Here is a 25,928-nt window from a genome sequence, read left to right on the forward strand (position 1 = left end):
TGAGGACAGCTTCATGGAAGCATTGCACCAGAAAATCCGCGAACAAGGCATCGTGCTTTCCGACCAGGTCCTGAAGGTCGACGCCTTTCTGAACCACCAGATCGACCCGGCCCTGATGAAGCTGATCGGCGACGAATTCGCCTCGCTGTTCAAGGATTCCGGCATCACCAAGATCGTCACCATCGAAGCGTCGGGCATCGCCCCGGCGATCATGACCGGCCTGAACCTCGGCGTGCCGGTGATCTTCGCCCGCAAGCAACAGTCCCTGACCCTGACTGAAAACCTGCTGTCGGCGACCGTTTACTCGTTCACCAAGAAGACCGAAAGCACCGTGGCCATCTCCCCGCGCCACCTGACCAGCAGCGACCGCGTGCTGATCATCGACGACTTCCTGGCCAACGGTAAGGCGTCCCAGGCGCTGATCTCGATCATCAAGCAGGCCGGCGCCACCGTCGCGGGTCTGGGCATCGTGATCGAGAAGTCGTTCCAGGGTGGCCGTGCGGAGCTGGATTCCCAGGGTTACCGCGTCGAGTCGCTGGCTCGCGTGAAGTCGCTGAAGGATGGCGTGGTGACTTTCATCGAGTAATCGCTGAAAGGCCCAAGCTTGCCGCCGCATCCTCGGGATGCGGCGGATGCTACTGCGCGGTGGCCTTCAGGCCGGTGAGCAACAACCGCTGAAACAGGTCTTCCTTCAGGCCTTCCGGGCTGGTGAGATGCATGCGCGCCAGATGCTCCGGATACAGCGAAGCCTCCGGCGCATCCAGCGCTGCCTTGCCCAACTCCAGAATCTCCGTCAGTTTGAACTTGCTCTTGAGCCAGTTCAGCGCTCGCAACAGATCCTTCTCGACCTCGTTGAAATCGCAGCCCAGCGGATACTCCGGAAACAGGTTCGGATGCCGTGCGGCAATCGCCTGCAAGCGTTGCGGGGTGTTGTCGGTAAAGCGCGGATCGAGGCGAAAATCCTTCGGCAGTTTGCCGACCTTCTGTGCCTGCTCGATCAGACCCTGCTGGAAGCGTGAGTCGCTGATATTGAGCAACGCTTCGATCACCACCGCATCGGACTTGCCACGCAGATCGGCGATGCCGTACTCGGTCACCACGATGTCGCGCAGATGCCGTGGAATCGTGCAGTGGCCATATTCCCAGACAATGTTCGAACTGACATCGCCGCCGGACTCGCGCCAGCTGCGCAACAGCAGGATCGACCGCGCATCGTGCAGCGCATGGCCCTGGGCAACGAAGTTGTACTGCCCGCCGACGCCGCTGAGTACCCGACCATCCTGTAGCTGATCGGACACCCCGGCCCCGAGCAGGGTCATGGTGAACGCGGTATTGATGAAGCGCGCATCAACGCGCTGCAGGCGTTTGAGTTCTTCCTGACCGTACAGCTCGTTGATGTAGCTGATGCGGGTCATGTTGAATTCAAGACGTTTGCTGTGGGGCAGCTCGCGCAGGCGCTCATAGAAACTGCGCGGCCCGAGGAAGAAGCCGCCGTGCACTGATATGCCGTCGGTTTGCGCCGCCTCGTCGAGGGTGCCGGCGTTGGCCTGCTCCTGAGTCTGCACGTCCGGATAGACCTTGCGCCGGATGATCCCGGCGTCCGCCAGCACCAGCAGGCCGTTGACGAACATTTCGCTGCAGCCGTAAAGGCCCTTGGCGAACGGCTCGATGCCGCCCTCGCGTTCGATCAGTTGCGCCCACTGGCTGAGGTTCACATCGGCCAGCAACTCCCGGTAGCCAACATTGTCGGCCTGACGCGCCAGCAACGCAGCGGTCAGCGCGTCGCCCATCGAGCCGATGCCGATCTGCAAGGTGCCGCCATCGCGTACCAATGTGCTGGCGTGCAAACCGATGAAATGATCCTGAAATCCGACGGGCATGTTCGGTGTGGAAAACAGCGTGCTGCTGTCCTTCTCGTCGATCAGCAGGTCGAAAGTATCGATGTCGACTTCGGCGTCGCCCGGCATGTACGGCAACTCCGTGTGCACCTGACCGACCAGCAGGATCGTCTCCCCCGCCGCCCGGCGTTTGGCAATCATCGGGAACAGGTCGAGGGTGATGTCCGGGTTGCAGCTCAGGCTCAGGCAATCGGGATGTTCGCTGCTGCTGGCGAGCAACTGCGCCACCAGGTTCAGCCCGGCGGCGTTGATGTCGCGTGCGGCATGGCTGTAGTTGCTGCTGACGTAATCCTGCTGGGCCGGCGCGCTGTTGAGCAGGCTGCCGGGCTGCATGAAGAATTGCTCGATGCGGATGTTGGCCGGCAGGCTGTCGCGGCGCAGGTCGGCGAGGAAATCCAGCTCCGGGTAATCGCCAAACACCCGCTCGACGAAGGGTTCGATGAAGCGCTTCTGCAAGCCATCGCCCAGGGCCGGGCGGCCGAGGCACAGGGCGGTGTAGATCGTCAGTTGCCGCTCGGGCAGTCCGGCAACCCGCCGGTACAGCGCGTTGACGAAGGGATTGGGTTTGCCCAGCCCCAGCGGCAGGCCCATGTGGATGTGCGCCGGCAACCGTGCCAGTACGTCGTCCACTGCCTGTTCGATCGAACACAACTGCACCATCTGAAGCCTCCTGCCCGTTCCGTGAATAGAGGTACGACCGAGATTGCCGGTTGTTTGCTGCAATGAACAGCCTCGGGCCCGAATCGCAGGCACAAAAAAACCGTCCGAAGACGGTTTTTTTCGTCAGAAGCGCGGCTTATTTCAGGCCGGACATCTTCTGGATCGCGCCCTTCAGCTCGTCATCCGAGCAATCGGCGCAGGTGCCTTTCGGAGGCATAGAGTTCAGGCCGGTGATGGCTTTGGCCAGCAGGCCGTCGAGGCCGCCCTGGTGATCGGCACGGTCTTTCCAGGCTGCTGCGTCACCGATTTTCGGTGCGCCCAGCAGGCCGGTGCCGTGGCAAGCGTTGCAATGTTTGGCAATCACTTCGTCCGGCGTCTTGGCGCCGCCACCGCCGCCTGCCGAAGCGGCGACTTCCATCCCCTTGCACTCTTGCCCTTGAACACACACCTGGCCGACAGGCTCGAGGCGTTTGGCAATGTCGTCATTCGTCGCAGCTTGAGCGCTGACAGCCCAGAGGGCCAGTACGGTTGCTGGTGCAGCCAGCATTTTCATAATTAGATTCACGCGTTCACCCTCAATGGTGGCTATTCACGCCTGCGGCCACGGTTCGCAGGCGGGCGCAAGTATAGCGGGTAGCCCGCCACACTGAAACAACCCCAAAGTTAAAGGGGTCTTGTTGCGCATCGGTCAAACAGTCCGGACACCTTTGCCGCAGTGGCCTGGCGTCTCTCGGTTTAAAAGTTCGCCGGCGTGGCTGCGCTGATTAGTCGCGCCGGTGCGTCGAACGGATTACGGAAACGATGCGGCTTGGTACTTTCAAAGTAGTAGCTGTCGCCGGCTTCGAGGATAAAAGTTTCAAGACCCACCACCAGCTCCAGACGACCTTCCACCAGAATCCCGGTTTCCTCGCCTTCGTGGGTGAGCATTTCTTCGCCAGTGTCGGCGCCCGGCGGATAGATTTCGTTGAGAAACGCGATGGCCCGGCTCGGGTGCGCACGGCCGACCAGTTTCATGGTCACGGCGCCGTCGGAAATGTCGATCAGCTCGTTGGCCTTGTAGACGATCTGGGTCGGTTTTTCCTGGAGGATTTCTTCGGAAAAGAACTCGACCATGGACATGGGAATCCCGCCCAGCACCTTCCTCAGCGAACTGATCGAAGGGCTGACGCTGTTCTTTTCGATCATCGAAATGGTGCTGTTGGTGACGCCCGCGCGCTTGGCGAGTTCACGCTGGGAAAGCCCTTTGAGCTTGCGGATCGATTGCAGTCGTTCACCGACGTCCAAGGCTTGGGCCTCCTGAGTGTTGTAGAAATATTGAGCGTTATCATGGCGACAGCGTTCAGTATTTACAACACTTGGGCCCGGTCCGGGCCTCAACCCTCGGAATAGAGCCTTGGCACCCGGCGCAGGTTGCAGAAGATCTGGTACGGAATGGTGTCCGCCCACTTCGCCACGTCGCTGGCGAGGATGTTCTTGCCCCACAGCTCGACCGTCGAACCCAGGCCGGCTTCCGGTACGTCGGTCAGGTCGATGCAGAGCATGTCCATCGACACGCGGCCCAGAATGCGGCTGCGTTTGCCGGCCACCAGTACCGGGGTGCCGGTCGGCGCCTGGCGCGGATAACCGTCGGCGTAACCCATGGCGACCACGCCGATGCGCATCGGTTTGTCGGTGATGAATTTTGCGCCGTAACCCACCGGCTCGCCGGCCGGCAGCTCGCGCACGCTAATGACTTTCGACTCCAGGGTCATCACCGGTTGCAGACGCTCGGCCACCGCGTTGGCTTCTTCGAACGGAGTGGCGCCGTAGAGCATGATGCCCGGGCGCACCCAGTCGCTGTGAATCTGCGGCCAGCCCAGCACCGCCGGCGAGTTGCGCAGGCTGACTTCGGCGGCCAGGCCCTGACGCGCAGCCTCGAACACGGCAACCTGATCGGCACTGCTCTGCTCATGCAACTCATCGGCCCGGGCGAAGTGGCTCATCAGCACGACTTTCGCCACTTTGCCGCTGGCCAGCAGACGCTGGTAAGCCGCCGGGTAATCCTTCGGATGCAGACCGACACGGTGCATGCCCGAATCAAGCTTCAGCCACACGGTGATCGGCTTGCTCAACGCGGCCTGCTCGATGGCTTCGAGCTGCCACAGCGAATGCACCACGCACCAGAAATCGTGCTCGACGATGAGCGCCAGCTCATCGGCTTCGAAAAAGCCTTCGAGCAACAGCACCGGCACACGAATCCCGGCGGCACGCAGCTCCAGGGCTTCTTCGATACAAGCCACCGCAAAGCCGTCCGCTTCGGCCTCCAGCGCCTGAGCGCAACGCACTGCGCCGTGGCCGTAGGCATCGGCCTTGATCACCGCCAGTGCCTTGGCACCGGTGATTTCACGGGCGATACGGTAGTTGTGACGCAGGGCTTCTAGATCGATCAGGGCACGGGCAGGACGCATGGCAGCAGACTTCTTGGCGGTCATGGGAATAAAAACCGGCGCTGGCTGGCGACGTGAACCGCCAACAGCACCGGGAGAGGGATCTTTACAACGGTTTACGGCAACGCGGCGACGATGGAGATCTCGACCAGAATGCTCGGCTTGGCCATCTTCGCTTCAACGGTGGCACGGGCCGGGGCGGCGCCCTTGGGCAGCCACTGATCCCAAACCGAGTTCATCCCGGCGAAGTGCGCCTCGATGTCGTTCAGGTAGATCGTCGCCGACAGCAGATGCTGTTTGTCAGTCCCGGCCAGATCCAGCAGACGCTCGATATTGGCGAGCACGTCGCGAGTCTGTTGTTCGACTCCGGCGTTGAAGTCGTCACCGACCTGCCCGGCCAGATACACGATGCCGTTGTGGCTGACGATCTGACTCATGCGCTCATTGGTGAGCTGGCGCTGGATTGCCATGCTTTGCGGACTCCTGGGTCTTGTTGCCATAACGGGAAATATCGAGGCCTTCGGCGCTGATCTGCGGCTTTTTCTTCGCCATCAGGTCGGCCAGCAAGCGACCGGAGCCGCACGCCATGGTCCAGCCGAGGGTGCCGTGACCGGTGTTCAGGAACAGGTTCTTGAACGGGGTGGCGCCGACGATCGGGGTGCCGTCCGGCGTGGTTGGACGCAGGCCGGTCCAGAAACTGGCTTCGGCCAGATTGCCGCCCTGAGGATAAAGGTCGTTGACGATCATCTCCAGGGTTTCGCGCCGACGCGGGTTCAGCGACAGGTCAAAACCGGCGATCTCCGCCATGCCGCCGACGCGGATGCGGTTGTCGAAACGGGTGATCGCGACCTTGTAGGTCTCGTCGAGAATGGTCGAAGTCGGCGCCATCGCCGGGTTGGTGATCGGCACGGTCAGCGAGTAGCCCTTCAACGGATAGACCGGGGCCTTGATGCCCAGCGGCTTGAGCAGTTGCGGCGAGTAGCTGCCGAGGGCCAGCACGTAGCGGTCGGCGGTTTCCAGCTTGCCGTCGATCCACACGCCGTTGATGCGGTCACCGGCGAAGTCGAGACGCTGGATGTCCTGGTTGAAACGGAATTCCACACCCAGGTTCACGGCCATTTCGGCAAGGCGAGTAGTGAAGATCTGGCAGTCGCCGGTCTGGTCGTTCGGCAGGCGCAGGGCACCGGCGAGGATGTCGGTGACGCTGGCCAGGGCCGGCTCGACGCGGGCAATGCCGGCGCGATCGAGGACTTCGAACGGTACGCCGGATTCTTTGAGAACGGCGATGTCCTTGGCGGCGCCATCAAGTTGCGCTTGGGTGCGGAACAGCTGGGTGGTGCCCAGGCTGCGGCCTTCGTAGGCGATGCCGGTTTCGGCGCGCAATTCGTCGAGGCAGTCGCGGCTGTACTCGGACAGACGCACCATGCGCTCCTTGTTCACCGCGTAACGGTTGGCGGTGCAGTTGCGCAGCATCTGCGCCATCCACAGGTACTGGTCGATGTCGGCGGTGGCCTTGATGGCCAGCGGCGCGTGGCGTTGCAGCAGCCACTTGATGGCCTTGAGCGGCACGCCCGGCGCGGCCCACGGCGAGGCATAGCCCGGCGAGACCTGGCCGGCGTTGGCGAAACTGGTCTCCATGGCCGCGGCTGGCTGCCGGTCGACCACCACCACTTCAAACCCGGCACGGGCCAGATAGTAAGCACTGGCGGTACCGATGACGCCGCTACCCAAGACCATAACGCGCATTTTTTTATCCCTCTCGCGGCGTGCCGCGTACGTCTGTTGTTAGAGCAATGATGCGCGCAGTGTAAAAAAGATTCGCCAGTGCTTTTCACTGTATAAGCGCCTATATTTGGCGACAATTCTCGGCAAAAACCCTTTTTACGGAGGCGCATCCCCTATGCGTACCAACACTCAGACCAAACGTGAGCTGGACAAGATCGACCGCAACATCTTGCGGATCCTGCAGGCGGACGGGCGGATTTCATTTACTGAACTGGGCGAGAAGGTCGGGCTCTCCACCACGCCGTGCACCGAGCGGGTGCGGCGGCTGGAGCGCGAGGGGATCATCATGGGCTACAACGCCCGGCTGAATCCGCAGCACTTGAAAGGCAGCCTGCTGGTGTTCGTCGAGATCAGCCTCGACTACAAATCCGGCGACACGTTCGAAGAGTTCCGACGCGCCGTGCTGAAACTGCCCCACGTGCTGGAGTGCCACCTGGTGTCAGGGGATTTCGACTATCTGGTGAAGGCGCGAATTTCCGAGATGGCTTCGTACCGCAAGCTGCTGGGCGACATCCTGCTCAAGCTCCCGCATGTGCGCGAATCCAAGAGCTACATCGTGATGGAAGAAGTGAAAGAGAGCCTGAGCCTGCCGATTCCGGATTGATCGCTCAGACCAGCACCTGCCGGTTTTCGGCCATGTATTCGAACACCTGCTTCTCGACCCGTGGGTGAATCAGTTCCACCGGCCGCCGGCCGTTGGGGCACGGCAAGGTCTGGGTGGTGCCAAACAGCCGGCAGATCAGCGGCCGCTCGTCATACACCGTGCAGCCGTTCGGCCCCAGATGCACGCAGTTGAGTTCTTCCATGGCTGCATCCTGCTCGGCGCGGGTCTTGCGCGGCAGGCGGGACATTTCCTCGGGCGAGGTGGTCACCGGCCCGCAGCAATCGTGACAGCCCGGCACGCACTCGAACGTGGGAATCTGCTGACGCAGGGTGCGGATTTTCTGACTGTTGCAGCTCATTGCAGCGGTAACCGGAGCGGAATAGGCGGCAATTGTGCCGCAAAAGCCGTGATCCAGACACCACGGGCCGACCAATGTTGCCCGGCCTCGGGCCTGCGGCTTATGCTCCGTCAAATTTTCTCGACACCCGCTCAGGATGACGCCCATGAATGCCCGCGCCCAAGCCTTCGCGAGCCAACCCCACGTTGCCTCTTACTACGCCGCCAGCAGCCTGCCGCAACCCGACCATCCGGTGCTGCAGGGTGAGCTGATTGCTGACGTGTGTGTGGTCGGTGGCGGTTTCTCCGGGCTTAACACCGCGCTGGAACTGGCGGAGCGCGGCTTGAGCGTGGTTTTGCTGGAAGCACACCGGATTGGCTGGGGAGCCAGCGGCCGTAACGGCGGACAGTTGATTCGCGGGGTCGGTCATGGCCTCGACCAGTTCGCCAACGTGATCGGCGCCGACGGTGTGCGTCAGATGAAACTCATGGGCCTGGAAGCGGTGGAAATCGTCCGACAGCGCGTCGAGAAATTTCAGATCCCCTGCGACCTGACCTGGGGCTACTGCGACCTCGCCAACAAACCTTCCGACCTGGAAGGCTTTGCCGAAGACGCCGAAGAATTGCGTGGCCTCGGTTACCGCTACGAAACCCGTCTGCTGCAAGCCAACGAGATGCACACCGTGGTCGGCTCCAGACGCTATGTCGGTGGTTTGATCGACATGGGTTCCGGCCATCTGCATCCGCTGAACCTGGCACTGGGCGAAGCCGCAGCAGCGCAGCAACTCGGGGTGAAGCTGTTCGAGCAATCGGCAGTCACCCGCATCGACTACGGCCCCGAAGTCCGGGTACACACGGCGCAAGGTTCGGTGCGGGCGAAGACCCTGGTGCTGGGCTGCAACGCCTATCTCAATAATCTGAATCCACAACTCAGCGGCAAAGTGCTGCCGGCCGGCAGCTACATCATCGCCACTGAACCGCTGAGCGAAGAACAGGCCCACGCCCTGCTGCCGCAGAACATGGCGGTCTGCGATCAACGGGTGGCGCTGGATTACTACCGGCTCTCGGCGGACCGTCGTCTGCTGTTCGGCGGCGCCTGCCATTATTCGGGGCGTGACCCGAAAGACATCGGCGCCTACATGCGGCCGAAGATGCTGGAAGTGTTCCCGCAACTCGCGTCAGCGAAGATCGAGTATCAGTGGGGCGGGATGATCGGCATCGGGGCGAACCGTCTGCCGCAGATTGGTCGGCTAAGCGATCAACCAAACGTGTATTACGCCCAGGCCTATTCCGGTCACGGGGTAAATGCCACGCACCTGGCCGGCAAGTTGCTGGCCGAGGCCATCAGCGGCCAGCACAGCGGCGACTTCGATCTGTTCGCCAAAGTGCCACACATCACCTTCCCCGGCGGCAAGCATCTGCGTTCGCCGTTGCTGGCGTTGGGGATGTTGTGGCATCGGCTCAAAGAGCTGGTCTGAGATCGTTCCCACGCAGAGCGTGGGAACGATCCTTCTAGATCCGCCAGAACGGCTTCAATCCCTCCTCCAGCGCCTGTTCCCGGGTCAGCCCGACATCCTTGAGCTGCTCCGGCGTCAGGCCCAGCAGCGCTTTGCGTGTGTGCAGACGATGCCAGAACAGACCCCAGCGGCTCAGGCCGGACGGCGCGTTGCGCAGCATCTCGTTGCGCGCGTTGTCCTGTTGCCCTGCCTCCAGTTCCTGACTGTGTAACGTCAGCCGCACATCGCTCAAGCCGTTCATTTTTGTCGCTCCTGTTTACTTGGGTAGCCAGAGATTCCATGATGCGCGGGCCAACAAAAGCATTACAGATTCAACACATCTGTATTATTTCCATACAGATTTGCTGTCTCCGGGACTGAATTGTCGATTTACGTCGCATCTGTACTGGTTTTTCGAATCACCTGCATCGAGGCAGTGCCATGACCCTGTATGTGAACCTCGCCGAGTTGCTCGGCACCCGCATCGAACAAGGCTTCTACCGTCCTGGTGATCGCCTGCCGTCGGTGCGCGCCTTGAGCGTAGAACATGGGGTCAGCCTCAGCACGGTGCAGCAGGCCTATCGGATGCTGGAAGACAGCGGCCTGGCCACGCCAAAGCCCAAATCCGGCTACTTCGTGCCGGTCGGCCGCGAGTTGCCGGAACTGCCGGCCATCGGGCGTCCGGCCCAGCGTCCGGTGGAGATTTCCCAGTGGGATCAGGTGCTGGAGCTGATTCGCGCGGTGCCGCGCAAGGACGTGGTGCAGCTCGGTCGCGGCATGCCGGACATCTCGTCACCGACGATGAAACCGCTGCTGCGCGGACTGGCCCGTATCAGCCGCCGCCAGGACATGCCCGGTCTGTATTACGACAATATCCACGGCACCCTCGAACTGCGCGAACAGATCGCCCGGCTGATGCTCGATTCCGGCTGCCAGTTGAGCGCCAGTGACCTGGTGGTGACCACCGGTTGCCACGAAGCGCTGTCCACCAGCATCCACGCGATCTGCGAGCCCGGCGATATCGTTGCGGTGGACTCGCCAAGCTTTCACGGCGCCATGCAGACCCTCAAGGGGCTGGGCATGAAAGCCCTGGAAATCCCCACCGACCCGCTCACCGGCATCAGCCTCGAAGCCCTGGAACTGGCGCTGGAGCAATGGCCGATCAAGGTCATCCAGCTCACGCCCAACTGCAATAACCCCCTCGGCTACATCATGCCGGAGTCGCGCAAACGCGCGTTGTTGACGCTGGCCCAGCGCTTCGACGTGGCGATCATCGAGGACGACGTGTATGGCGAACTGGCCTACACCTACCCGCGTCCGCGCACGATCAAGTCCTTCGACGAGGACGGCCGCGTGTTGCTGTGCAGCTCGTTCTCCAAGACTCTCGCGCCGGGATTGCGCATCGGCTGGGTCGCGCCCGGTCGCTATCTCGAACGCGTGCTGCACATGAAATACATCAGCACCGGCTCCACCGCGCCACAACCGCAGATCGCCATCGCCGAGTTTCTGAAAGCCGGGCACTTCGAACCGCATTTGCGGCGGATGCGCACTCAATATCAGCGCAATCGCGACGTGATGATCGATTGGGTGACGCGATATTTCCCGGCCGGTACTCGCGCCAGCCGTCCTCAAGGCAGCTTCATGCTCTGGGTCGAGCTGCCGGAAGGTTTCGATACGCTGAAACTGAATCGTGCACTGCACGATCAAGGCGTACAGATTGCTGTCGGCAGCATTTTTTCGGCTTCGGGAAAATACCGAAACTGCTTGCGCATGAACTACGCGGCCAAACCAACCGCGCTAATAGAAGAAGCGGTGCGCAAGGTCGGCGCGACCGCCATCAAGCTGTTGGCCGAGGCGGATTAGTCCACCGTAAAGGCGCCCTGACCTTCAAGTCGCACCGGATCGACGGGGCGGCTTGAGGCGTCATCGACCCGCGCATCAAGCTCCAGCTCCACTTCCATAAGACTGCCCATGGCACCGGCGTCCGCCCGCCATGGCACGACGCGGATGCCGGGACGCAGGAGATCGCCTTCAACCGGCTGGCCGCTGTCCAGTCGCCACTGCACCGCCGCACCGTCCAGACGCACGGCCACGATACGCAATTGCAACGTACCCGCCGCCCAACGGAAACGCTGCGAATCAGCCGGGGGCGCGACAAATGCCCAGTGCATCACACGCACATCGGGACACTGCACCCGCAGGTGCACACTGCGCAGACCGAAGCCCGGGCCTCGGCCATCAAGTGCCATGCGTTGCAGCAGCTCGGTGCGCGTCGCGGCCCCCAGATTCACCATCGCGGACGACAGGCTCGACTGACAGGCTTCGGCGCCCGACGCCGGCTGAAAGCCAAGGCCCGACAACGCGGCCGCCAACACCAGGTATTTCATCAGATGCACTCGTTCAGGACAGCTCGGTCGGGGCACAGGTAGCGTCGACTCGCTCGATGAGCGTGCTGTTTTCAGGGGATTCGGAAAGTGGGAAATGCAAGACGCACTGCGTTTTGTCAGGGAGTTGGACGTGCAACCTTTGACCCGTTTTCACGTCGGGCAGAAAAATCGCTCCGGCGTCCTGGACAGCGGTCAGATAGCGGCCCTGTTCGTCGTGAACACTCAGTCCTTTGGCCAGCCACTGCCGGTCGACCGTCATGGCGTTGAGCAACAATCGCCGGACCGTAACGATAGAGAAATCCAGATGCTGCACCGACCCTCGCGCCGGCTGCACTTCCTGCACCCCGCCCAGCACTTCAACGTTGCGTGGCAGGCTGAGCGGGTCGACTTCCAGCCGCGACGTCGACCAGGCCGGCAGACTTGCTGCCACGGCGCGGCCCGCACCATCGGTCCAGACCGGCCCTTGAGGCGTATTCAGTTTCACGCCCGATCGCTCACCGGCCTTGAGTACGCCGAAAGTGTCGCGCAAGGGATACGGCGACAACGTAGCACCGTCGCGATGCAATGCCACACCACCGCGCAACCCCACATCGTAATCGGTCGCACCGGATCGCTGACCTGCGCCAACGTCCAGGCTGGTGTAGCGCGGCAGCGCATTCAGGCGCACGCCGTAACTGGTTGCAGACTCATCGCGGTATTCGGCGTTGGCGCTGTAGGCGAGGGTTTCATCCAGCACATCGCTGACGGCCAAACCCCGACGCACGCCTGCACGATCGTCGCTGCGCAAATAGCCTCGCAGCCGGCGCTGCCCACCCAGCGTCATTCCCAGCGTCAGGTACGCGGAGTTGCCCTGACTATCTCGTGATCCATCACCGATGTCTCGCTCCAGGTTCAATGAAAGACTGATGCGCTCCGGTAATGTCCGAGACCATGACAGGCCCAATCGCGCCTGCGCTGGCTCACTCTGAGTAGAGTATCGCGACCAGGTCGCCCCGAATGCGCCCCATTGATCCGTGGACCCCGTCAGCGAAAACACCATATGGTCGCGGCCGGGGGTTTGAGTCTGGTGACGCTCCTGATTCCAGCCAGTGTCTGACAACGTACGAAAATTCTGGCTTTGGCGCACGACCACGACGCTGGTCGACAGATTCTCGGCCAGCGGTGCACTGAACGTTATCTGCGTCTGGTTGCCCGCCCGGCCGCGGGAGCGATCATTGGACAACAGCTGCCGCACACCCAGCACCGTGTCGCCAGCCCATTGCCGCTGCACGCCCCAGCCTGTCGAAAGATATTCGGTGGCCGCGAGCACTCCCGCACTCAGCCGGGTGCTCCGCCCCCAATCCCACTCTTTGCCCAGCGTGGTGAACATTGGCGCCTGACGGTCATCCGAACCCAGCCACCGCACCGTGCCCAATGCAAAGTTGAACCCGCTCGGCCCGGCCCATTGCGCTTCGTGAAGACTGGCCGCCGGTACTCGCAGGCGCCGCACCTGCCCATCCTGCTCGTGAACGGTAACGTCCAGATCAATCTGATTGCTCAGCAATGGCAATGCCCGCAGCGTGAACGGACCACTCGGCACCATGGTGGTATGGATCATGACGCCGTTCTGCCTGACGTCGATGCGCGACGGTGAATACGCAATGCCCTCCACCTGTCCGCGCGCGCCGTCCTGCGCCGCTCGCAACTGCGAGAATGCCGCCTCCGGCAGGAGCTGCACGCCATTGAATGACTCTCCGGCAAACAGGGGCGACACAAGATTCAATTGCCCGACCTGCAGGCTGGCTTCGATGTCCTCCAGCGTCCGCGCTCCGTAGGCATACAGGTGCTCGAACCGTGTGTTTTCGGATGTCGAGGTGTAGGACTGCCGGCTGCGCAGCACCCAGTCACCGGCATTCAGGCCGACTTCCGAGCCCAGGCTATCAAACCTGTCGTGCTGTCCTTCGTGCTGGCTGCCGACCATCAGCGCGTCGTAGTTGAAAATGCCGGCAGTACCGCCATGGGCGAAGTTATTTGCCGGTCGCTGCGGCAACGCCAGACTTTCGGTCGGCACCAGCAACTCAATCAGTTCGCGTCCCGGATCCAGTCGCACGACGGCACCGGGAAAACCCTCCGTCGGCGTCAGACACTGCCCCGGCCGCAGCTTGTCGATAGAGGACGGCGGATGTACGCCGGCAGCACTCAGCCATTGGGGTTGCAGGCACAATTCTCCGAGCTCGTTGAACGATGCAAGTACACGGCCCTTGGCCTGACCGTTAACCTCAAGCGCCACCAATTGCTCGCCTTGCGAGAAGCGTGGTGCTTCACGAAAGTACGCCGCCAATGCAGGGTCGATGCCACGGTCCCTCAAGACCCGGATATCGAAATCCACTGACTCGGCAGCGAACAGGGCACCTGCACCGGTGACGGCAAGCGCCAGTACGGCCCAACGAGCGCAGATTTTCATCACCGAGCAACTGGTGCGTCGTAATGATCGACCGCAAAGCCGTAGGTGGTGGCCGGAAAAATCCTCACCGCCATCGTCTGTGCCGAGGCGTGCAAAGGCAAATCGGCGTGCAGTCGCTCGCCGGGCAAAATGTAGGTCCGGGGCAGGTTCACCGATCGGGTGCCGGGCAGAGGCACAATGGCTCTCGCCAGCCGAACCACATAGGGGCTCGGATTGACGATTTGTATACCGGTGGCGTCCATCGACCAGATCAGTCGCTTCCACGGCTCGCGTTCGACCGGCAACCCGGCGGGCCGCAAAATCACTGGCAGGTTCTGCCGTACACCGAGGGTCACCTGCGCTCCGTCGGCGTCACTGACCGGGCTGATCCCCTCAAAGATCACACGCTTCAGGCGTTCAGTCTTCAGTGGCTGCCGATTTTGCAGAATGAATCGCACTTGCTGTATACCGCCCGGCTCGACGCGGGCGATGGGCGGGGTAAAGACCAGCAGGACGTCGTCGCCTTCTTCGACGTTCTCGATGGTGGTGTGCAACAAGGCGGGGCGCGCGTCGGTATTGCGCACATTCATCACCGCCTCACCCATGCCCTCTTCCACCAGCAGTACCGGCGTCTGCGGGACCATCCCGGCGGCGTGGGACAGCGGTATTGAAAACCATGCGAGCAGGCTCAGCGCTGCCGTCTTGAGAACAGACTTGAAAGATATGAGCATCGGGGTAATCCGTGAAATCGCGAATGCGGTCCGACAGATGTCGGACCGCGCTCATACGCAACGGTCAGACCCGGCGCCTTGAGGGCACCGGACAGCCGCCGTCAGAGATAGAACATGTCGAACGTCACGGAACCATCCAGCGGGATTTCGCTGGTAATCGGCAAAGCGTTGCTTGGGCCGATGATCGGCAGCAGGTGCATCGGGAAACCGTGGTGGCGGGCGGCAACCGGGCCGGTCGCGGCACTGGCGCCCCACGAGTACAGCTGCGGCGCATTGCTGACCAGCGTACTGGTCGGCACACGCCATGCCGGGGCCGCCAGCGTGCGGGTCAGCAATATCCGGGTATTGCCGTCGGTCTCCGGAACGCCGTGGCGCAAGGCGAAACCACCGATGCGCGTACCGTTGATTTCACCCAGCCCGTAAAACAGCGCCGGGTCATTCTGACCGGCACCGTCGCTGATACCCGGCAACTTGGTGCCGGCCCGGTTGTCGCGCACCGACACTTCGACCGGAGCCGGGGCATCGCAATTGATGTGCAGCGACACGTCGCGACCGGCCAGCACTGTCTGGGTGGTCGGGTTCAGCGTAGAGGCGGAAATCTTGCGCAGATCCACCGTACCGCCGCCGGCAAAGGCCGGAACGCAGGCAGTCGGAATAATGGTGCCGATGACATTCAGGTCAACGCTTTCTGCCATCGCCAATGTTGGCAGCAATGCCGCTGCCAGTACCGCAAGACGTGATGTCTTTTTCATAAGCCGTAATCGTCCATTTGATTGACAGTTCAATCCCTACAAACCTGGTGTGTAAGCAAGGGAGTTGATGATTGCGGCTCAAGAGAGACAAATCTGTAGGAAATGACAGCCATCACATAGCGAAATTACGACCAGAACAATAGGCAGTTGGAATTAGGTAACGGAGTCCTACATTTCCCCGTGACCAGATAGTGAGAACGTCATGCCATACTCCTGACCTCGCCCACACCCGGAACGACCCGACTTGAGCACCAGACATTCCCTGCCATTTGCATTGATGTTCGTCCTGTTGCTCGCCGGGTGCGCCTCGCTTGATGTTCCAAGAGAGCCCAGCCAGACCCTGCCGGCCGATGGATCGGCATTCGGCCGCTCTATCCAGGCCCAGGCCGCACCGTACAAAGGCCAGTCCGGCTTTCGCCTGCTGTCCAACAGCACCGAAGCCTTCACGGCCCGCGCCGAGTTGATCCGCAACGCCCGGAGCAGCCTCGATTTGCAGTACTACATCGTCCACGACGGCATCAGTACGCGGATGCTGGTGGAAGAAGTGTTGAAGGCTGCCGATCGTGGCGTACGAGTTCGCATCCTGCTGGACGACACCACCAGCGACGGCCTCGACCTGATCATCGCCACGCTGGCGGCGCATCCGAACATCCAGATCCGCCTGTTCAATCCACTGCACCTGGGCCGCAGCACCGGCGTGACCCGCGCCGCAGGACGGCTGTTCAACCTGTCGCAGCAACACCGGCGGATGCACAACAAGCTGTGGCTGGCGGACAACAGCGCCGCGATCGTCGGCGGACGTAATCTAGGTGACGAGTATTTCGATGCAGAGCCCAATCTGAACTTCACCGACATCGACATGCTCAGCGTCGGACCGGTCGCCGAGCAGCTCGGGCACAGCTTCGACCAGTACTGGAACAGCGCCCTGAGCAAGCCGATCGAGGAATTCCTCTCCAGTAAACCTTCGGCCAAAGACCTGCAGAACACCCGCACGCGCCTGGAGGAATCCCTCGAGGAAACCCGCAAACAGAACCACGCGCTCTATCAGCAGTTGATGACCTTCACCACCCACCCGCGCATGGACATCTGGCGCCGGGAGCTGATCTGGGCGTGGAACCAGGCGTTGTGGGACGCACCGAGCAAGGTGCTGGCGGATGGCGAGCCTGATCCGCAGCTGCTGCTGACCACGCAACTGGCACCGGAGCTGAGGGGTGTCAGCAAGCAGCTGATAATGATTTCCGCCTATTTCGTACCGGGCCAGCCGGGGCTGGTCTATCTGACCGGTCGGGCCGATGCGGGCGTATCGGTGAGCCTGCTGACCAACTCACTGGAAGCCACCGACGTGCCGGCGGTGCACGGGGGTTACGCGCCCTATCGCAAGGCATTGCTGGAACATGGCGTGAAGTTGTATGAACTGCGGCGCCAGCCTGGGGATAACTTCGGCAGCGGCCCGCACCTGTTTTACAGCAAGTCGTTTCGCGGCTCGGATTCCAGCCTGCACAGCAAGGCGATGATCTTCGACGGGAAGAAAGCATTCATCGGCTCGTTTAATTTCGACCCTCGCTCGGTGTTGTGGAACACCGAAGTCGGGGTGCTGGTGGACAGTCCCGAACTGGCTGCCCACGTTCGGGAACTGGCCGTGCAGGGCATGGCGCCCGCGTTGAGTTACGAGGCGAAATTGCAGGACGGAAAAATAGTCTGGGTCACCGAGGACAACGGCCAGATGCACACGTTGACCAAGGAACCCGGCAGTTGGTGGCGGCGCTTCAATGCGTGGTTCAGCACCACGGTGGGGCTGGAGCGGATGCTGTAGCCATCCGCCCCAGCGTGAACATCAGGCAGGCTCCGGCACCTTGCCGAACGCCCCTTGCCGTGACAGCAGAATCACCAGCCCGAACGCCCCGGCCGCCATGAACCACGGCAACGCGTGCCCGCTGATCCATTGGCTGCCCGCCCCCGCCGCCAGCGGCCCGATAAGGCAACCGACACCCCACAGCTGCGCGACGTGCGCATTGGCGCGCACCAGTGCGTCATCGCGGTAGCGCTCGCCGATCAGGATCAGCGACAGGGTGAACAAGCCACCGGCACTGGCGCCGAACAGCACCCACAACGGCCAGATCAGCAGGGTGTCGATCAGCATCGGGATCGCCAGACTCGACAGCATCAGCACCACCGCGCAACCGGCGAACAAGGTCCGCCGCGACAGGTAGTCGGCCAGCGCACCGATGGGCAATTGCAGCAGCGCGTCGCCCACCACCACGGTGCTGACCATCGCCAGCGCTATTTCCGCCGTGAAGCCCTGTTGCAGGCAGTACACCGGCAACAGGGACAGGATCATCGCCTCAAACGCGGCGAACAGCGATACCGCCCAGGCAATCGCCGGCAATTCGCGACTGAAACCCCACAGGTCACCGAAGGTCACGCTGCTGGCCTCGCTGCTCGGTGCACCGCTGCGCCCCAGCAACAGAAGTGGCGCAGCGATTAAAAGGCCGACACCCACCCAGAAGCCGTAATCATGCTCGGTGCCGAGCGCACCCAGCAGTAACGGCCCGGACAGTTGGCTGAGCGCATAACTGCTGCCATACAGCGCCACCAGTCGCCCGCGCCACTGCTCGACCACCAGTTGATTGATCCAGCTTTCGCCAAGGATGAACACAATGGTCAGGATCACCCCGATCATCAGCCGCAGCACCAGCCAGATCGGATAACTCGGCAGCAGTGCCAGCAGGCCGATGGACAATGCCCCGCCCCACAGGCACAGGCGCATCAGGTTCGCCGTGCCGAAGCGCGCCGCCAGATGACTGGACACTTTCGCCCCCAGCAGCACGCCAATGGCCGGCATCGCCGCCATCACGCCGATGGCGAACGAACCGTAACCCCAACCCTCCAGACGCAAAGACACCAGCGGCATGCTGACGCCAAGGGCCAGGCCAACACTCAAGACAGACGCCAACACGGCGAAATACGTCGCCCAACGCATGGTCCACGCTCCTGTGGATAATTTTTATATGCACCACAAAACACTGTGGGAGCGAGCTTGCTCGCGATAACGGTTTCACCTTCAGCAGATGTGCTGACGGATACACCGCTTTCGCGAGCAGGCTCGCTCCCACAGGGATCTTTGTATCGTTCGGGAGCCCGCCGAAGCAGGCTCCCTCAACGGTTTACAGCTTGATCCAGGTCGCCTTCAGCTCGGTGTATTTGTCGAACGCATGCAACGACTTGTCACGACCATTGCCCGACTGCTTGAAGCCGCCGAACGGTGCGGTCATGTCGCCGCCATCGTACTGGTTGACCCACACGCTGCCGGCACGCAGGGCCTTGGCGGTCAGATGCGCCTTGGAGATGTCCTGGGTCCAGACCGCTGCAGCCAGACCGTAAGGCGTGTCGTTGGCGATGTTGATCGCCTCCTCGGCCGTGTCGAAGGCGATGACCGACAGCACCGGGCCGAAGATTTCTTCCTGGGCAATCTTCATCGCGTTGCTCACGCCGTCGAAAATCGTCGGCTCGACGTAGGTGCCACCGGTTTCCTGAAGGATGCGCTTGCCGCCGGCCACCAGTTTGGCGCCGTCGGTGTGGCCCGACTCGATGTAGGACAGCACGGTGTTCATTTGCTGGGTATCGACCAGCGCACCGACGTTGGTGGCCGGGTCCAGCGGATTGCCCGGTTTCCAGGCTTTCAGCGCCTCAATCACCATCGGCAGGAATTTGTCCTTGATCGAACGCTCGACCAGCAGACGCGAACCGGCGGTGCAGACTTCGCCCTGGTTGAAGGCGATGGCGCTGGCGGCGGATTCGGCAGCGGCTTGCAGGTCCGGAGCATCGGCAAACACGATGTTCGGGCTCTTGCCGCCGGCCTCCAGCCAGACGCGCTTCATGTTCGATTCGCCGGAATAGATCATCAGTTGCTTGGCGATCTTGGTCGAACCGGTGAACACCAGAGTGTCGACATCGTTATGCAGAGCGAGCGCCTTGCCGACGGTGTGGCCGTAGCCCGGCAACACGTTCAGCACGCCTTTCGGAATACCGGCTTCAACAGCCAGTTCAGCGATGCGGATGGCAGTCAGCGGGGACTTTTCCGACGGTTTGAGGATCACCGAGTTACCGGTCGACAGCGCCGGGCCGAGCTTCCAGCAGGCCATCATCAGCGGGAAGTTCCACGGCACGATGGCGCCAACCACGCCCACTGGCTCGCGGGTTACCAGACCCAGTTGGTCGTGCGGGGTGGCGGCGACTTCGTCGTAGATCTTGTCGATCGCTTCACCGCTCCAGCTCAGGGCTTGCGCGGCACCCGGCACGTCGATGTACAGCGAGTCGCTGATCGGCTTGCCCATGTCGAGGGTTTCGAGCAGGGCCAGTTCTTCGGCGTGCTGCTTGAGCAGGCCGGCGAAACGGATCATGGTGGCTTTGCGTTTGGTCGGCGCCAGGCGCGACCAGACGCCGGAATTGAAAGTGGCGCGGGCGTTTTCCACGGCGCGCTGGGCATCGGCGGCGTCACAGCTGGCAATCTTGCCCAGCAGACGGCCATCGACCGGGCTGATGCACTCGAAGGTCTCGCCGGAGACGGCATCGGTGTACTCGCCATTAAGGTAGGCGCGGCCTTCGATTTTCAGGTCGCGAGCGCGTTGTTCCCAGTCGGCACGAGTCAGGGTGGTCATTCGAGTGTCCTCCTCTTGTTGAATACGAGCGCCGCGCGATCTTCGCCGGCGTCCTCAGGAATTCTGCCCGGCCAGCCTGTTTTCGGCCCAAGGCACCCGCCACCCTAAACCAGCGGCCGGGGTTGTTTCAATATATTTGACATAAGGCTTCTATATCGCCTTGCGGCGTTCAATTTAATCAACATAGACTTTGGCCCTTTCAAACCATCGCGCCGTCATTACAGGAGAAAAACAACAATGAACATCCAGAACGTCGTCGACATCAGCCTGACCATGGACCAGGCCGAGCGCTATCGCCCGGACCCGGCCAAAGTACTGAAGGGCGATCCCGAGCAGGCGGTGTTCAATCAATACGACAGCCCTTGCGGGCAAATGGGCGTCGGCGTGTGGGAAGGTGCAGTGGGTCAGTGGACGGTGAATTACACCGAGCACGAATACTGCGAAATCCTCCAGGGCGTTTCGGTGCTGCGTGACGGCGAAGGCAATGCCAAGACTTTGCGTGTCGGCGACCGCTTTGTGATTCCGGCCGGTTTCCGTGGCACCTGGGAAGTGCTGGAGGCGTGCCGCAAGGTCTATGTGATCTTCGAACAGAAGGCCTGAAGCCTTTCGCCAGGCAACAAAAAAGGCCCGTATCGTGAGATACGGGCCTTTTTTCGTAAGTCGGGAAAAATCAATTACTTGATTTTGCCTTCCTTGTAGATCACGTGCTTGCGAACAACCGGATCATATTTCTTGATCTCGATTTTGTCCGGGGTAGTACGCTTGTTCTTGTCGGTAGTGTAGAAGTGACCAGTACCGGCGCTCGAAATCAAACGAATCAATTCACGCATGATTAGCTCCCTTAAATCTTGCCGTCGCGACGCAGCTCGGCCAGCACAACGCTGATGCCACGCTTGTCGATGATACGCATGCCTTTGGCGGAAACGCGCAGGCGTACGAAACGTTTCTCTTCTTCAACCCAGAAGCGGTGATGCTGCAGGTTCGGCAGGAAACGACGACGGGTTTTGTTGTTTGCGTGGGAAATGTTATTCCCGGTTACCGGACCCTTACCGGTAACTTGACATACTCTAGACATGCCTCAGCCCTCTAAAACCACATGCCCAACCCGGCATGGGTTGGCCGCTTAATCTCTAGTCATTGTGGCGCCAGGCGCCGCGATTCTTTAGAGGTCTTACCGGCTACACCTACAAGCGAAGGAACCGGGCCCCTAGAAAAGAGCGCTGCTTTATACCAGAAAGACCACGGAGCAACAACTTTCCGTGTGCAATGAATGGCTAAAAAGCCGCTTTTTCTGCCTGCAAGCGCCTTGGGCAAAGGCTGCCGGCAACTTTTACCATTCGTCGAAGAAAACCGATCATACCCGCATTCGGGATTTTTCCTGCCGCCACTTCCGACAAATCCTCAGCCTTCAGCCCCTGAAAATGCAAAAAGGGGATAGTCATTTGCAATCGCGACCACTAGGGTAGGCCTTTTCCAGACTGCACTTGCAGATGGGCCTTCGATCTGTAAAGGAAGCCGACCATGCGCCTCGCTGCCCTCCCCCTGCTGCTCGCCCCGTTATTGCTGAGCCCCCTGGCCCAGGCCGCCGCCCTGAGCGTTTGTACCGAGGCCAGCCCTGAAGGGTTCGACGTGGTGCAGTACAACTCGCTGACCACCACCAACGCTTCGGCCGATGTGCTGATGAACCGCCTGGTGGATTTCGATACCGCCAGCGGCAAGGTGGTGCCGAGCCTGGCCGACAGCTGGGAAGTCAGCACCGACGGCCTGACTTATATATTCAAACTGCACCCGCAGGTGAAGTTCCACAGCACCGAGTACTTCAAGCCGACCCGTGAGCTGACCGCCGAGGACGTCAAGTTCAGCTTCGACCGCATGCTCGATCCGGCCAACCCGTGGCACAAGGTCGCTCAGAGCGGCTTTCCGCACGCCCAGTCGATGCAGTTGCCGAGCCTGATCAAGAAGATCGATGCGCTAGACCCGCTCACCGTGCGCTTCACCCTCGATCACCCGGACTCTACATTCCTGGCGACCCTGAGCATGGGTTTCGCCTCGATCTATTCCGCCGAGTACGCCGACAAGCTGCTCAAGGCGAACGCGACCGACAAGCTCAACAGCCAGCCGATCGGCACCGGCCCGTTTGTGTTCACCCGCTTCCAGAAAGACGCCTCGATCCGCTACAAGGCCAACCCGGACTACTTCGGCGGCAAGCCTGCGGTGGATCCGTTGATCTTCGCCATCACCCCGGACGCCAACGTGCGCCTGCAAAAACTGCGGCGTAACGAGTGCCAGATTGCCCTGTCGCCAAAACCATTGGACGTACAGGCCGCGAAGGAAGAGCCGACGCTGAAAGTCGAAAAGACTGACGCGTTCATGACCGCATTCGTCGGCATCAACAGCCAGCATCCGCCATTGGACAAGCCGGAAGTTCGTCAGGCGATCAACCTCGCCTTTGACAAGGCCAACTACCTGAAGGCTGTATTCGAAGACACCGCCGAACCCGCCAATGGCCCGTACCCGCCGAATACCTGGAGCTACGCGAAGAATCTGCCGGGTTACCCGCACGACGTGGCAAAAGCCAAGGCTTTGCTGGCCAAGGCCGGATTGAAGGACGGTTTCCAGACCACCATCTGGACGCGCCCATCCGGCAGCCTGCTCAACCCGAACCCGAGCCTGGGTGCACAACTGCTGCAGTCGGATCTGGCGGAAATCGGCATTCAGGCGGAAATCCGCGTGATCGAATGGGGCGAACTGATTCGTCGTGCCAAGGCTGGCGAGCATGACCTGCTGTTCATGGGCTGGGCCGGTGACAACGGCGACCCGGACAACTTCCTCACACCGCAGTTTTCCTGCGCGGCGGTGAAGTCCGGCACCAACTTCGCCCGCTACTGCAACGCCGATCTGGACAAGCTGATCAGCGCCGGCAAGACCACCAGTGAACAAGGTGTGCGCACCAAGCTGTATGAGCAGGCGCAGACGCAGATCCAGCAGCAGGCGCTGTGGTTGCCGCTGGCGCATCCGACGGCCTACGCCCTGACGCGCAAAGACGTGCAGGGTTATTCGGTGAGCCCGTTCGGGCGGCAGGATTACTCCAGGGTCAGCCTCAAGCCATAAGCTGCAAGCCACAAGCTAGAGCCATTCGCAGTCTGCTTTAGCTTGTGGCTCGCCGCTTGAAACTTGCAGCTGCTTGTCTACATCCAACCGCACTCCGCCATCGACAACGGTTCCCCATCGCCAACGACAAAGTGATCAAGCACCCGCACGTCGATCAATTCCAAAGCCTTCTGCAAGCGCTTGGTCAATAATCGATCAGCCTGACTGGGATCGGTGTTACCCGACGGATGGTTGTGGCAGAGGATCACGGCCGCCGCGTTGTTGGCCAGAGAACGTTTCACGACTTCCCGGGGATGCACGGCGGTGTTGTCGATCGAGCCGCGAAACAGCGTTTCAAAGGTCAACACTTGATGTTTGGAGTCCAGAAACAGACAGCCAAACACTTCGTGCGGCTCGTGGCGCAGCATGGCCTTGAGGTAATCACGAACCACTTGTGGGTTTTCCAGCGCCGTTTTCTGCCGCATACGCTCGGCCAAATGTCGCCGCCCCATCTCCAGCACAGCCTGCAGTTGGGCAAACTTCGCCGGCCCCAGGCCCAATTGCTCGCTGAACGCCCCGAGATCAGACTCCAGCAATGCCCGAAGGCTACCGAACTGATTCAACAAGTGTCGCGCCAGATCCACCGCGCTTTTACCGGATACGCCGGTGCGTAGAAAAATCGCCAGCAATTCGGCATCGGAAAGACTTCCCGATCCTTGTTCCAAAAGCTTCTCCCGCGGCCTTTCCGCCGCCGGCCAATCGCGAATACTCATACACATTCCTTGTCTGTGGGCGCCGCTGTTCCGTAGCGGTCGCTGTGATATCGTAGCCCATCTTTTTTGCGGGCGAATTCACCCTGGGGAGGGGTTTCGCCACGCATGTCACCAACGAAATGAAAGGCAGACCTATGCAGCGGCTGTATCGGAAACGCATCGTTCTGGGCGTCGGCGGCGGTATCGCTGCCTACAAGAGCGCCGACCTTGTGCGCCGCCTGATCGATCAGGGCGCCGAAGTGCGCGTGGTCATGACCCGTGGCGGCAGCGAATTCATCACCCCGCTGACCATGCAGGCCCTGTCCGGCCACCCGGTTCACCTGGATCTGCTCGACCCGGCCGCCGAAGCGGCGATGGGCCACATCGAACTGGCCAAATGGGCCGATCTGGTGCTGATCGCCCCGGCCACCGCCGACCTGCTGGCCCGTCTGGCCCAAGGCATTGCCAACGATCTGCTGACCACCCTGGTGCTTGCCACCGACGCCATCGTCGCTGTCGCCCCGGCCATGAACCAGGCCATGTGGCGCGACCCGGCGACCCAGGCCAACCTGCAACTCCTTGAAAGCCGTGGCCTGAAGACCTTCGGCCCGGCCTCCGGCAGCCAGGCCTGCGGCGACGTCGGCATGGGCCGCATGATGGAAGCCACCGATCTGGCCCAGCTCGCGGCGGACTGCTTCCAGCGTCAGGCGCTGACCGGCAAGCACGTGGTGATCACCGCCGGTCCGACCCAGGAAAACATCGACCCGGTGCGCTACATCACCAACCACAGCTCCGGCAAAATGGGCTTCGCCCTGGCGGAAGCGGCGGTGGAAGCCGGCGCCCGCGTCACGCTGATCAGCGGCCCGGTGCATTTGCCGACGCCGGATCGCGTCACGCGTATCGATGTGGTCAGCGCCCGCGACATGCTCGCTGCCTGCGAAGCCGCGATCCCTTGCGACATCTTCATCGCCTCGGCAGCGGTCGCGGACTACCGCCCGGAAGTCGTCGCCCCGCAAAAATTGAAGAAAGACCCTACGAGCGGTGACGGCTTCGTCCTGCAAATGGTGCGCAACCCGGATATCCTGGCCACCATCGCGACCCGTCCCGATCGTCCGTTCAGTGTCGGCTTCGCCGCCGAGACCGAACACCTGCTCGACTACGCTGCACGCAAGCTGAAGGACAAGAATCTCGATCTGATCGTCGCCAACGACGTCGCCAACCCGAGCATCGGTTTCAACAGTGAAGAAAACGCCTGCAGCGTCATCGACCGTGGGCTGCACGCCACGGTTTTCGCCCAGACCAGCAAGAGCAAGATCGCTCGTCAGCTCGTCACTTTTATCGCCGAACGTCTGAACCAGGTTTAATTTACATGCACGCTTTGCAAGCCAAGATCCTCGACCCACGCATCGGTACCGAATTCCCGCTGCCGCAATACGCCACACCGGGCTCCGCCGGCCTCGACCTGCGCGCCATGCTGGAACAGGACATCGTGATCAAACCGGGTGAAACCGTGCTGATCCCTACCGGGCTGTCGGTGTACATCGGCGACCCGAACCTCGCCGCGCTGATCCTGCCGCGCTCGGGCATGGGCCATAAGCACGGCATTGTGCTGGGCAATCTGGTCGGCCTGATCGACTCCGACTACCAGGGCCCGCTGATGGTGTCCTGCTGGAACCGTGGCCAGACCGAATTCACCATGCCGGTGGGCGAGCGCCTGGCGCAGCTGGTGCTGGTGCCGGTAGTGCAGGCGCACTTCGAGATGGTTGAAGAGTTCGTCGAAACCGAGCGTGGCGCTGGCGGTTTCGGCCACTCCGGCACCAAGTAATCGGCTGGAAACCTGTCGTGGCGAGCGCGCGTTGCTTGCCACGAAATTCAAAATGTCATCTGCAAGGTTTAGCGCCGAAAATCAAGGCATTGGCAGGCCAAAGCCA

Annotated in this window: 27 protein-coding genes; 9 read left to right on the top strand and 18 right to left on the bottom strand. The window is 61.5% G+C overall.

Features of this window, described 5'->3' with window-relative positions; all coding sequences use genetic code 11:
- Positions 1-13: 13 nt before the first annotated feature.
- Entirely contained in the window at positions 14-586 is a 573-nt protein-coding gene (locus tag R1A29_RS28205; protein ID WP_007920398.1) for a xanthine phosphoribosyltransferase, read from the top strand.
- A gap of 49 nt (positions 587-635) precedes the next feature.
- On the opposite strand, the gene R1A29_RS28210 is transcribed toward R1A29_RS28205, so the two are convergent.
- From R1A29_RS28210 to dadA, 6 genes are all read right to left on the bottom strand, one after another.
- A complete protein-coding gene (locus R1A29_RS28210) occupies positions 636-2,558 on the bottom strand; it encodes an acetyl-CoA hydrolase/transferase C-terminal domain-containing protein (RefSeq protein ID WP_438300161.1) in 1,923 nt (640 codons plus the stop codon).
- A gap of 136 nt (positions 2,559-2,694) precedes the next feature.
- Positions 2,695-3,111, bottom strand: coding sequence for a c-type cytochrome (locus tag R1A29_RS28215; protein WP_025112727.1), 417 nt, complete (start codon positions 3,109-3,111; stop codon positions 2,695-2,697).
- A 182-nt stretch (positions 3,112-3,293) separates the two neighbouring features.
- Entirely contained in the window at positions 3,294-3,842 is a 549-nt protein-coding gene (locus R1A29_RS28220; RefSeq protein ID WP_003229444.1) for a cupin domain-containing protein, read from the bottom strand.
- Positions 3,843-3,931: 89 nt separating this feature from the next.
- Positions 3,932-5,005, bottom strand: coding sequence for an alanine racemase (alr, locus tag R1A29_RS28225; protein WP_438302100.1), 1,074 nt, complete (start codon positions 5,003-5,005; stop codon positions 3,932-3,934).
- 95 nt (positions 5,006-5,100) lie between these two features.
- A complete protein-coding gene (locus R1A29_RS28230) occupies positions 5,101-5,454 on the bottom strand; it encodes a RidA family protein (RefSeq protein WP_085708889.1) in 354 nt (117 codons plus the stop codon).
- Positions 5,426-6,730 carry a D-amino acid dehydrogenase gene (gene dadA, locus R1A29_RS28235; RefSeq protein WP_085708888.1) on the bottom strand — a complete coding sequence of 435 codons (1,305 nt, stop codon included), beginning with the start codon at positions 6,728-6,730 and terminating at the stop codon, positions 5,426-5,428. The genes R1A29_RS28230 and dadA overlap by 29 nt, the downstream gene beginning before the upstream one ends.
- Before the next feature lie 154 nt (positions 6,731-6,884).
- Between dadA and R1A29_RS28240 the strand changes: the two genes are divergently transcribed.
- Positions 6,885-7,373, top strand: a complete 489-nt coding sequence (locus R1A29_RS28240; RefSeq protein WP_003177284.1) for an Lrp/AsnC ligand binding domain-containing protein — start codon at positions 6,885-6,887, stop codon at positions 7,371-7,373.
- Positions 7,374-7,377: 4 nt separating this feature from the next.
- Here R1A29_RS28240 and R1A29_RS28245 read toward each other — a convergent pair whose 3' ends face one another.
- Positions 7,378-7,731, bottom strand: coding sequence for a YkgJ family cysteine cluster protein (locus R1A29_RS28245; protein WP_007954485.1), 354 nt, complete (start codon positions 7,729-7,731; stop codon positions 7,378-7,380).
- 145 nt (positions 7,732-7,876) lie between these two features.
- On the opposite strand from R1A29_RS28245, the gene R1A29_RS28250 reads away from it, so the two are divergent.
- Positions 7,877-9,187: an NAD(P)/FAD-dependent oxidoreductase gene (locus R1A29_RS28250; RefSeq protein WP_438300162.1), complete on the top strand. Its 1,311-nt coding sequence runs from the start codon at positions 7,877-7,879 to the stop codon at positions 9,185-9,187.
- Between the two features lie 34 nt (positions 9,188-9,221).
- Here R1A29_RS28250 and R1A29_RS28255 read toward each other — a convergent pair whose 3' ends face one another.
- Positions 9,222-9,467, bottom strand: a complete 246-nt coding sequence (locus tag R1A29_RS28255) for a DUF1127 domain-containing protein (protein WP_248739845.1) — start codon at positions 9,465-9,467, stop codon at positions 9,222-9,224.
- 179 nt (positions 9,468-9,646) lie between these two features.
- Here R1A29_RS28255 and R1A29_RS28260 point away from each other — a divergent pair, with 179 nt between their 5' ends.
- Positions 9,647-11,068 (top strand): PLP-dependent aminotransferase family protein, encoded by a 1,422-nt coding sequence (locus tag R1A29_RS28260; protein ID WP_438300163.1) that lies wholly within the window; start codon positions 9,647-9,649, stop codon positions 11,066-11,068.
- Here R1A29_RS28260 and R1A29_RS28265 read toward each other — a convergent pair.
- The 4 genes from R1A29_RS28265 to R1A29_RS28280 all read right to left on the bottom strand — a co-directional run bounded on the left by R1A29_RS28265 (position 11,065) and on the right by R1A29_RS28280 (position 15,497).
- Positions 11,065-11,592 (bottom strand): hypothetical protein, encoded by a 528-nt coding sequence (locus R1A29_RS28265; RefSeq protein WP_438300164.1) that lies wholly within the window; start codon positions 11,590-11,592, stop codon positions 11,065-11,067. The genes R1A29_RS28260 and R1A29_RS28265 overlap by 4 nt on opposite strands.
- Before the next feature lie 13 nt (positions 11,593-11,605).
- Complete coding sequence (locus R1A29_RS28270; protein ID WP_438300165.1) at positions 11,606-14,035, bottom strand: fimbria/pilus outer membrane usher protein; 2,430 nt, start codon at positions 14,033-14,035, stop codon at positions 11,606-11,608.
- Positions 14,035-14,745, bottom strand: coding sequence for a fimbria/pilus chaperone family protein (locus tag R1A29_RS28275; protein ID WP_438300166.1), 711 nt, complete (start codon positions 14,743-14,745; stop codon positions 14,035-14,037). The genes R1A29_RS28270 and R1A29_RS28275 overlap by 1 nt, the downstream gene beginning before the upstream one ends.
- A gap of 101 nt (positions 14,746-14,846) precedes the next feature.
- Entirely contained in the window at positions 14,847-15,497 is a 651-nt protein-coding gene (locus R1A29_RS28280; RefSeq protein WP_438300167.1) for a DUF1120 domain-containing protein, read from the bottom strand.
- A gap of 277 nt (positions 15,498-15,774) precedes the next feature.
- Between R1A29_RS28280 and R1A29_RS28285 the strand changes: the two genes are divergently transcribed.
- Positions 15,775-17,310, top strand: coding sequence for a phospholipase D family protein (locus R1A29_RS28285; RefSeq protein ID WP_438302101.1), 1,536 nt, complete (start codon positions 15,775-15,777; stop codon positions 17,308-17,310).
- Between the two features lie 21 nt (positions 17,311-17,331).
- Here R1A29_RS28285 and R1A29_RS28290 read toward each other — a convergent pair whose 3' ends face one another.
- Together R1A29_RS28290 and R1A29_RS28295 are read right to left on the bottom strand one after the other, a co-directional pair.
- Positions 17,332-18,477 carry an MFS transporter gene (locus R1A29_RS28290; protein WP_438300168.1) on the bottom strand — a complete coding sequence of 382 codons (1,146 nt, stop codon included), beginning with the start codon at positions 18,475-18,477 and terminating at the stop codon, positions 17,332-17,334.
- A gap of 184 nt (positions 18,478-18,661) precedes the next feature.
- A complete protein-coding gene (locus R1A29_RS28295; protein WP_085708877.1) occupies positions 18,662-20,155 on the bottom strand; it encodes an aldehyde dehydrogenase in 1,494 nt (497 codons plus the stop codon).
- 237 nt (positions 20,156-20,392) lie between these two features.
- Here R1A29_RS28295 and R1A29_RS28300 point away from each other — a divergent pair, with 237 nt between their 5' ends.
- Positions 20,393-20,755 carry a cupin domain-containing protein gene (locus tag R1A29_RS28300; RefSeq protein ID WP_085708876.1) on the top strand — a complete coding sequence of 121 codons (363 nt, stop codon included), beginning with the start codon at positions 20,393-20,395 and terminating at the stop codon, positions 20,753-20,755.
- Positions 20,756-20,829: 74 nt separating this feature from the next.
- Here the strand turns inward: R1A29_RS28300 and rpmG are convergent, their stop codons facing one another.
- The 3 genes from rpmG to R1A29_RS28315 form a co-directional block, all read right to left on the bottom strand.
- Entirely contained in the window at positions 20,830-20,985 is a 156-nt protein-coding gene (gene rpmG, locus R1A29_RS28305) for a 50S ribosomal protein L33 (protein WP_003177274.1), read from the bottom strand.
- A gap of 11 nt (positions 20,986-20,996) precedes the next feature.
- Positions 20,997-21,230, bottom strand: coding sequence for a 50S ribosomal protein L28 (rpmB, locus tag R1A29_RS28310; protein WP_003229474.1), 234 nt, complete (start codon positions 21,228-21,230; stop codon positions 20,997-20,999).
- Positions 21,231-21,429: 199 nt separating this feature from the next.
- The gene (locus R1A29_RS28315) at positions 21,430-21,597 is read right to left on the bottom strand and encodes a hypothetical protein (RefSeq protein WP_438300169.1); all 168 of its coding nucleotides are present in this window, start codon (positions 21,595-21,597) and stop codon (positions 21,430-21,432) included.
- A 79-nt stretch (positions 21,598-21,676) separates the two neighbouring features.
- Here R1A29_RS28315 and R1A29_RS28320 point away from each other — a divergent pair, with 79 nt between their 5' ends.
- A complete protein-coding gene (locus R1A29_RS28320; protein WP_438300170.1) occupies positions 21,677-23,266 on the top strand; it encodes an ABC transporter substrate-binding protein in 1,590 nt (529 codons plus the stop codon).
- A gap of 77 nt (positions 23,267-23,343) precedes the next feature.
- On the opposite strand, the gene radC is transcribed toward R1A29_RS28320, so the two are convergent.
- On the bottom strand, positions 23,344-24,018 hold the full coding sequence (radC, locus tag R1A29_RS28325) for a RadC family protein (protein ID WP_438300171.1): 675 nt from the start codon (positions 24,016-24,018) through the stop codon (positions 23,344-23,346).
- Positions 24,019-24,152: 134 nt separating this feature from the next.
- Between radC and coaBC the strand changes: the two genes are divergently transcribed.
- Together coaBC and dut are read left to right on the top strand one after the other, a co-directional pair.
- The gene (coaBC, locus tag R1A29_RS28330) at positions 24,153-25,361 is read left to right on the top strand and encodes a bifunctional phosphopantothenoylcysteine decarboxylase/phosphopantothenate--cysteine ligase CoaBC (RefSeq protein ID WP_085708873.1); all 1,209 of its coding nucleotides are present in this window, start codon (positions 24,153-24,155) and stop codon (positions 25,359-25,361) included.
- A 5-nt stretch (positions 25,362-25,366) separates the two neighbouring features.
- A complete protein-coding gene (gene dut / locus R1A29_RS28335) occupies positions 25,367-25,822 on the top strand; it encodes a dUTP diphosphatase (protein ID WP_065258173.1) in 456 nt (151 codons plus the stop codon).
- Positions 25,823-25,928 lie beyond the last annotated feature (106 nt).

Source organism: Pseudomonas sp. NMS19W (assembly GCF_051554255.1).
Taxonomy (GTDB): domain Bacteria; phylum Pseudomonadota; class Gammaproteobacteria; order Pseudomonadales; family Pseudomonadaceae; genus Aquipseudomonas; species Aquipseudomonas kribbensis.

What these genes read in the sequence shown, in the direction of transcription:
- R1A29_RS28205 (WP_007920398.1), top strand. Translation starts at nt 14, where the DNA reads ATGGAAGCATTGCACCAGAAAATCCGCGAACAAGGCATCGTGCTTTCC.
- R1A29_RS28210 (WP_438300161.1), bottom strand. Translation starts at nt 2,558, where the DNA reads ATGGTGCAGTTGTGTTCGATCGAACAGGCAGTGGACGACGTACTGGCA.
- R1A29_RS28215 (WP_025112727.1), bottom strand. Translation starts at nt 3,111, where the DNA reads ATGAAAATGCTGGCTGCACCAGCAACCGTACTGGCCCTCTGGGCTGTC.
- alr (WP_438302100.1), bottom strand. Translation starts at nt 5,005, where the DNA reads ATGCGTCCTGCCCGTGCCCTGATCGATCTAGAAGCCCTGCGTCACAAC.
- R1A29_RS28230 (WP_085708889.1), bottom strand. Translation starts at nt 5,454, where the DNA reads ATGGCAATCCAGCGCCAGCTCACCAATGAGCGCATGAGTCAGATCGTC.
- dadA (WP_085708888.1), bottom strand. Translation starts at nt 6,730, where the DNA reads ATGCGCGTTATGGTCTTGGGTAGCGGCGTCATCGGTACCGCCAGTGCT.
- R1A29_RS28240 (WP_003177284.1), top strand. Translation starts at nt 6,885, where the DNA reads ATGCGTACCAACACTCAGACCAAACGTGAGCTGGACAAGATCGACCGC.
- R1A29_RS28245 (WP_007954485.1), bottom strand. Translation starts at nt 7,731, where the DNA reads ATGAGCTGCAACAGTCAGAAAATCCGCACCCTGCGTCAGCAGATTCCC.
- R1A29_RS28250 (WP_438300162.1), top strand. Translation starts at nt 7,877, where the DNA reads ATGAATGCCCGCGCCCAAGCCTTCGCGAGCCAACCCCACGTTGCCTCT.
- R1A29_RS28255 (WP_248739845.1), bottom strand. Translation starts at nt 9,467, where the DNA reads ATGAACGGCTTGAGCGATGTGCGGCTGACGTTACACAGTCAGGAACTG.
- R1A29_RS28260 (WP_438300163.1), top strand. Translation starts at nt 9,647, where the DNA reads ATGACCCTGTATGTGAACCTCGCCGAGTTGCTCGGCACCCGCATCGAA.
- R1A29_RS28265 (WP_438300164.1), bottom strand. Translation starts at nt 11,592, where the DNA reads ATGAAATACCTGGTGTTGGCGGCCGCGTTGTCGGGCCTTGGCTTTCAG.
- R1A29_RS28270 (WP_438300165.1), bottom strand. Translation starts at nt 14,035, where the DNA reads ATGAAAATCTGCGCTCGTTGGGCCGTACTGGCGCTTGCCGTCACCGGT.
- R1A29_RS28275 (WP_438300166.1), bottom strand. Translation starts at nt 14,745, where the DNA reads ATGCTCATATCTTTCAAGTCTGTTCTCAAGACGGCAGCGCTGAGCCTG.
- R1A29_RS28280 (WP_438300167.1), bottom strand. Translation starts at nt 15,497, where the DNA reads ATGAAAAAGACATCACGTCTTGCGGTACTGGCAGCGGCATTGCTGCCA.
- R1A29_RS28285 (WP_438302101.1), top strand. Translation starts at nt 15,775, where the DNA reads ATGTTCGTCCTGTTGCTCGCCGGGTGCGCCTCGCTTGATGTTCCAAGA.
- R1A29_RS28290 (WP_438300168.1), bottom strand. Translation starts at nt 18,477, where the DNA reads ATGCGTTGGGCGACGTATTTCGCCGTGTTGGCGTCTGTCTTGAGTGTT.
- R1A29_RS28295 (WP_085708877.1), bottom strand. Translation starts at nt 20,155, where the DNA reads ATGACCACCCTGACTCGTGCCGACTGGGAACAACGCGCTCGCGACCTG.
- R1A29_RS28300 (WP_085708876.1), top strand. Translation starts at nt 20,393, where the DNA reads ATGAACATCCAGAACGTCGTCGACATCAGCCTGACCATGGACCAGGCC.
- rpmG (WP_003177274.1), bottom strand. Translation starts at nt 20,985, where the DNA reads ATGCGTGAATTGATTCGTTTGATTTCGAGCGCCGGTACTGGTCACTTC.
- rpmB (WP_003229474.1), bottom strand. Translation starts at nt 21,230, where the DNA reads ATGTCTAGAGTATGTCAAGTTACCGGTAAGGGTCCGGTAACCGGGAAT.
- R1A29_RS28315 (WP_438300169.1), bottom strand. Translation starts at nt 21,597, where the DNA reads ATGACTATCCCCTTTTTGCATTTTCAGGGGCTGAAGGCTGAGGATTTG.
- R1A29_RS28320 (WP_438300170.1), top strand. Translation starts at nt 21,677, where the DNA reads ATGCGCCTCGCTGCCCTCCCCCTGCTGCTCGCCCCGTTATTGCTGAGC.
- radC (WP_438300171.1), bottom strand. Translation starts at nt 24,018, where the DNA reads ATGAGTATTCGCGATTGGCCGGCGGCGGAAAGGCCGCGGGAGAAGCTT.
- coaBC (WP_085708873.1), top strand. Translation starts at nt 24,153, where the DNA reads ATGCAGCGGCTGTATCGGAAACGCATCGTTCTGGGCGTCGGCGGCGGT.
- dut (WP_065258173.1), top strand. Translation starts at nt 25,367, where the DNA reads ATGCACGCTTTGCAAGCCAAGATCCTCGACCCACGCATCGGTACCGAA.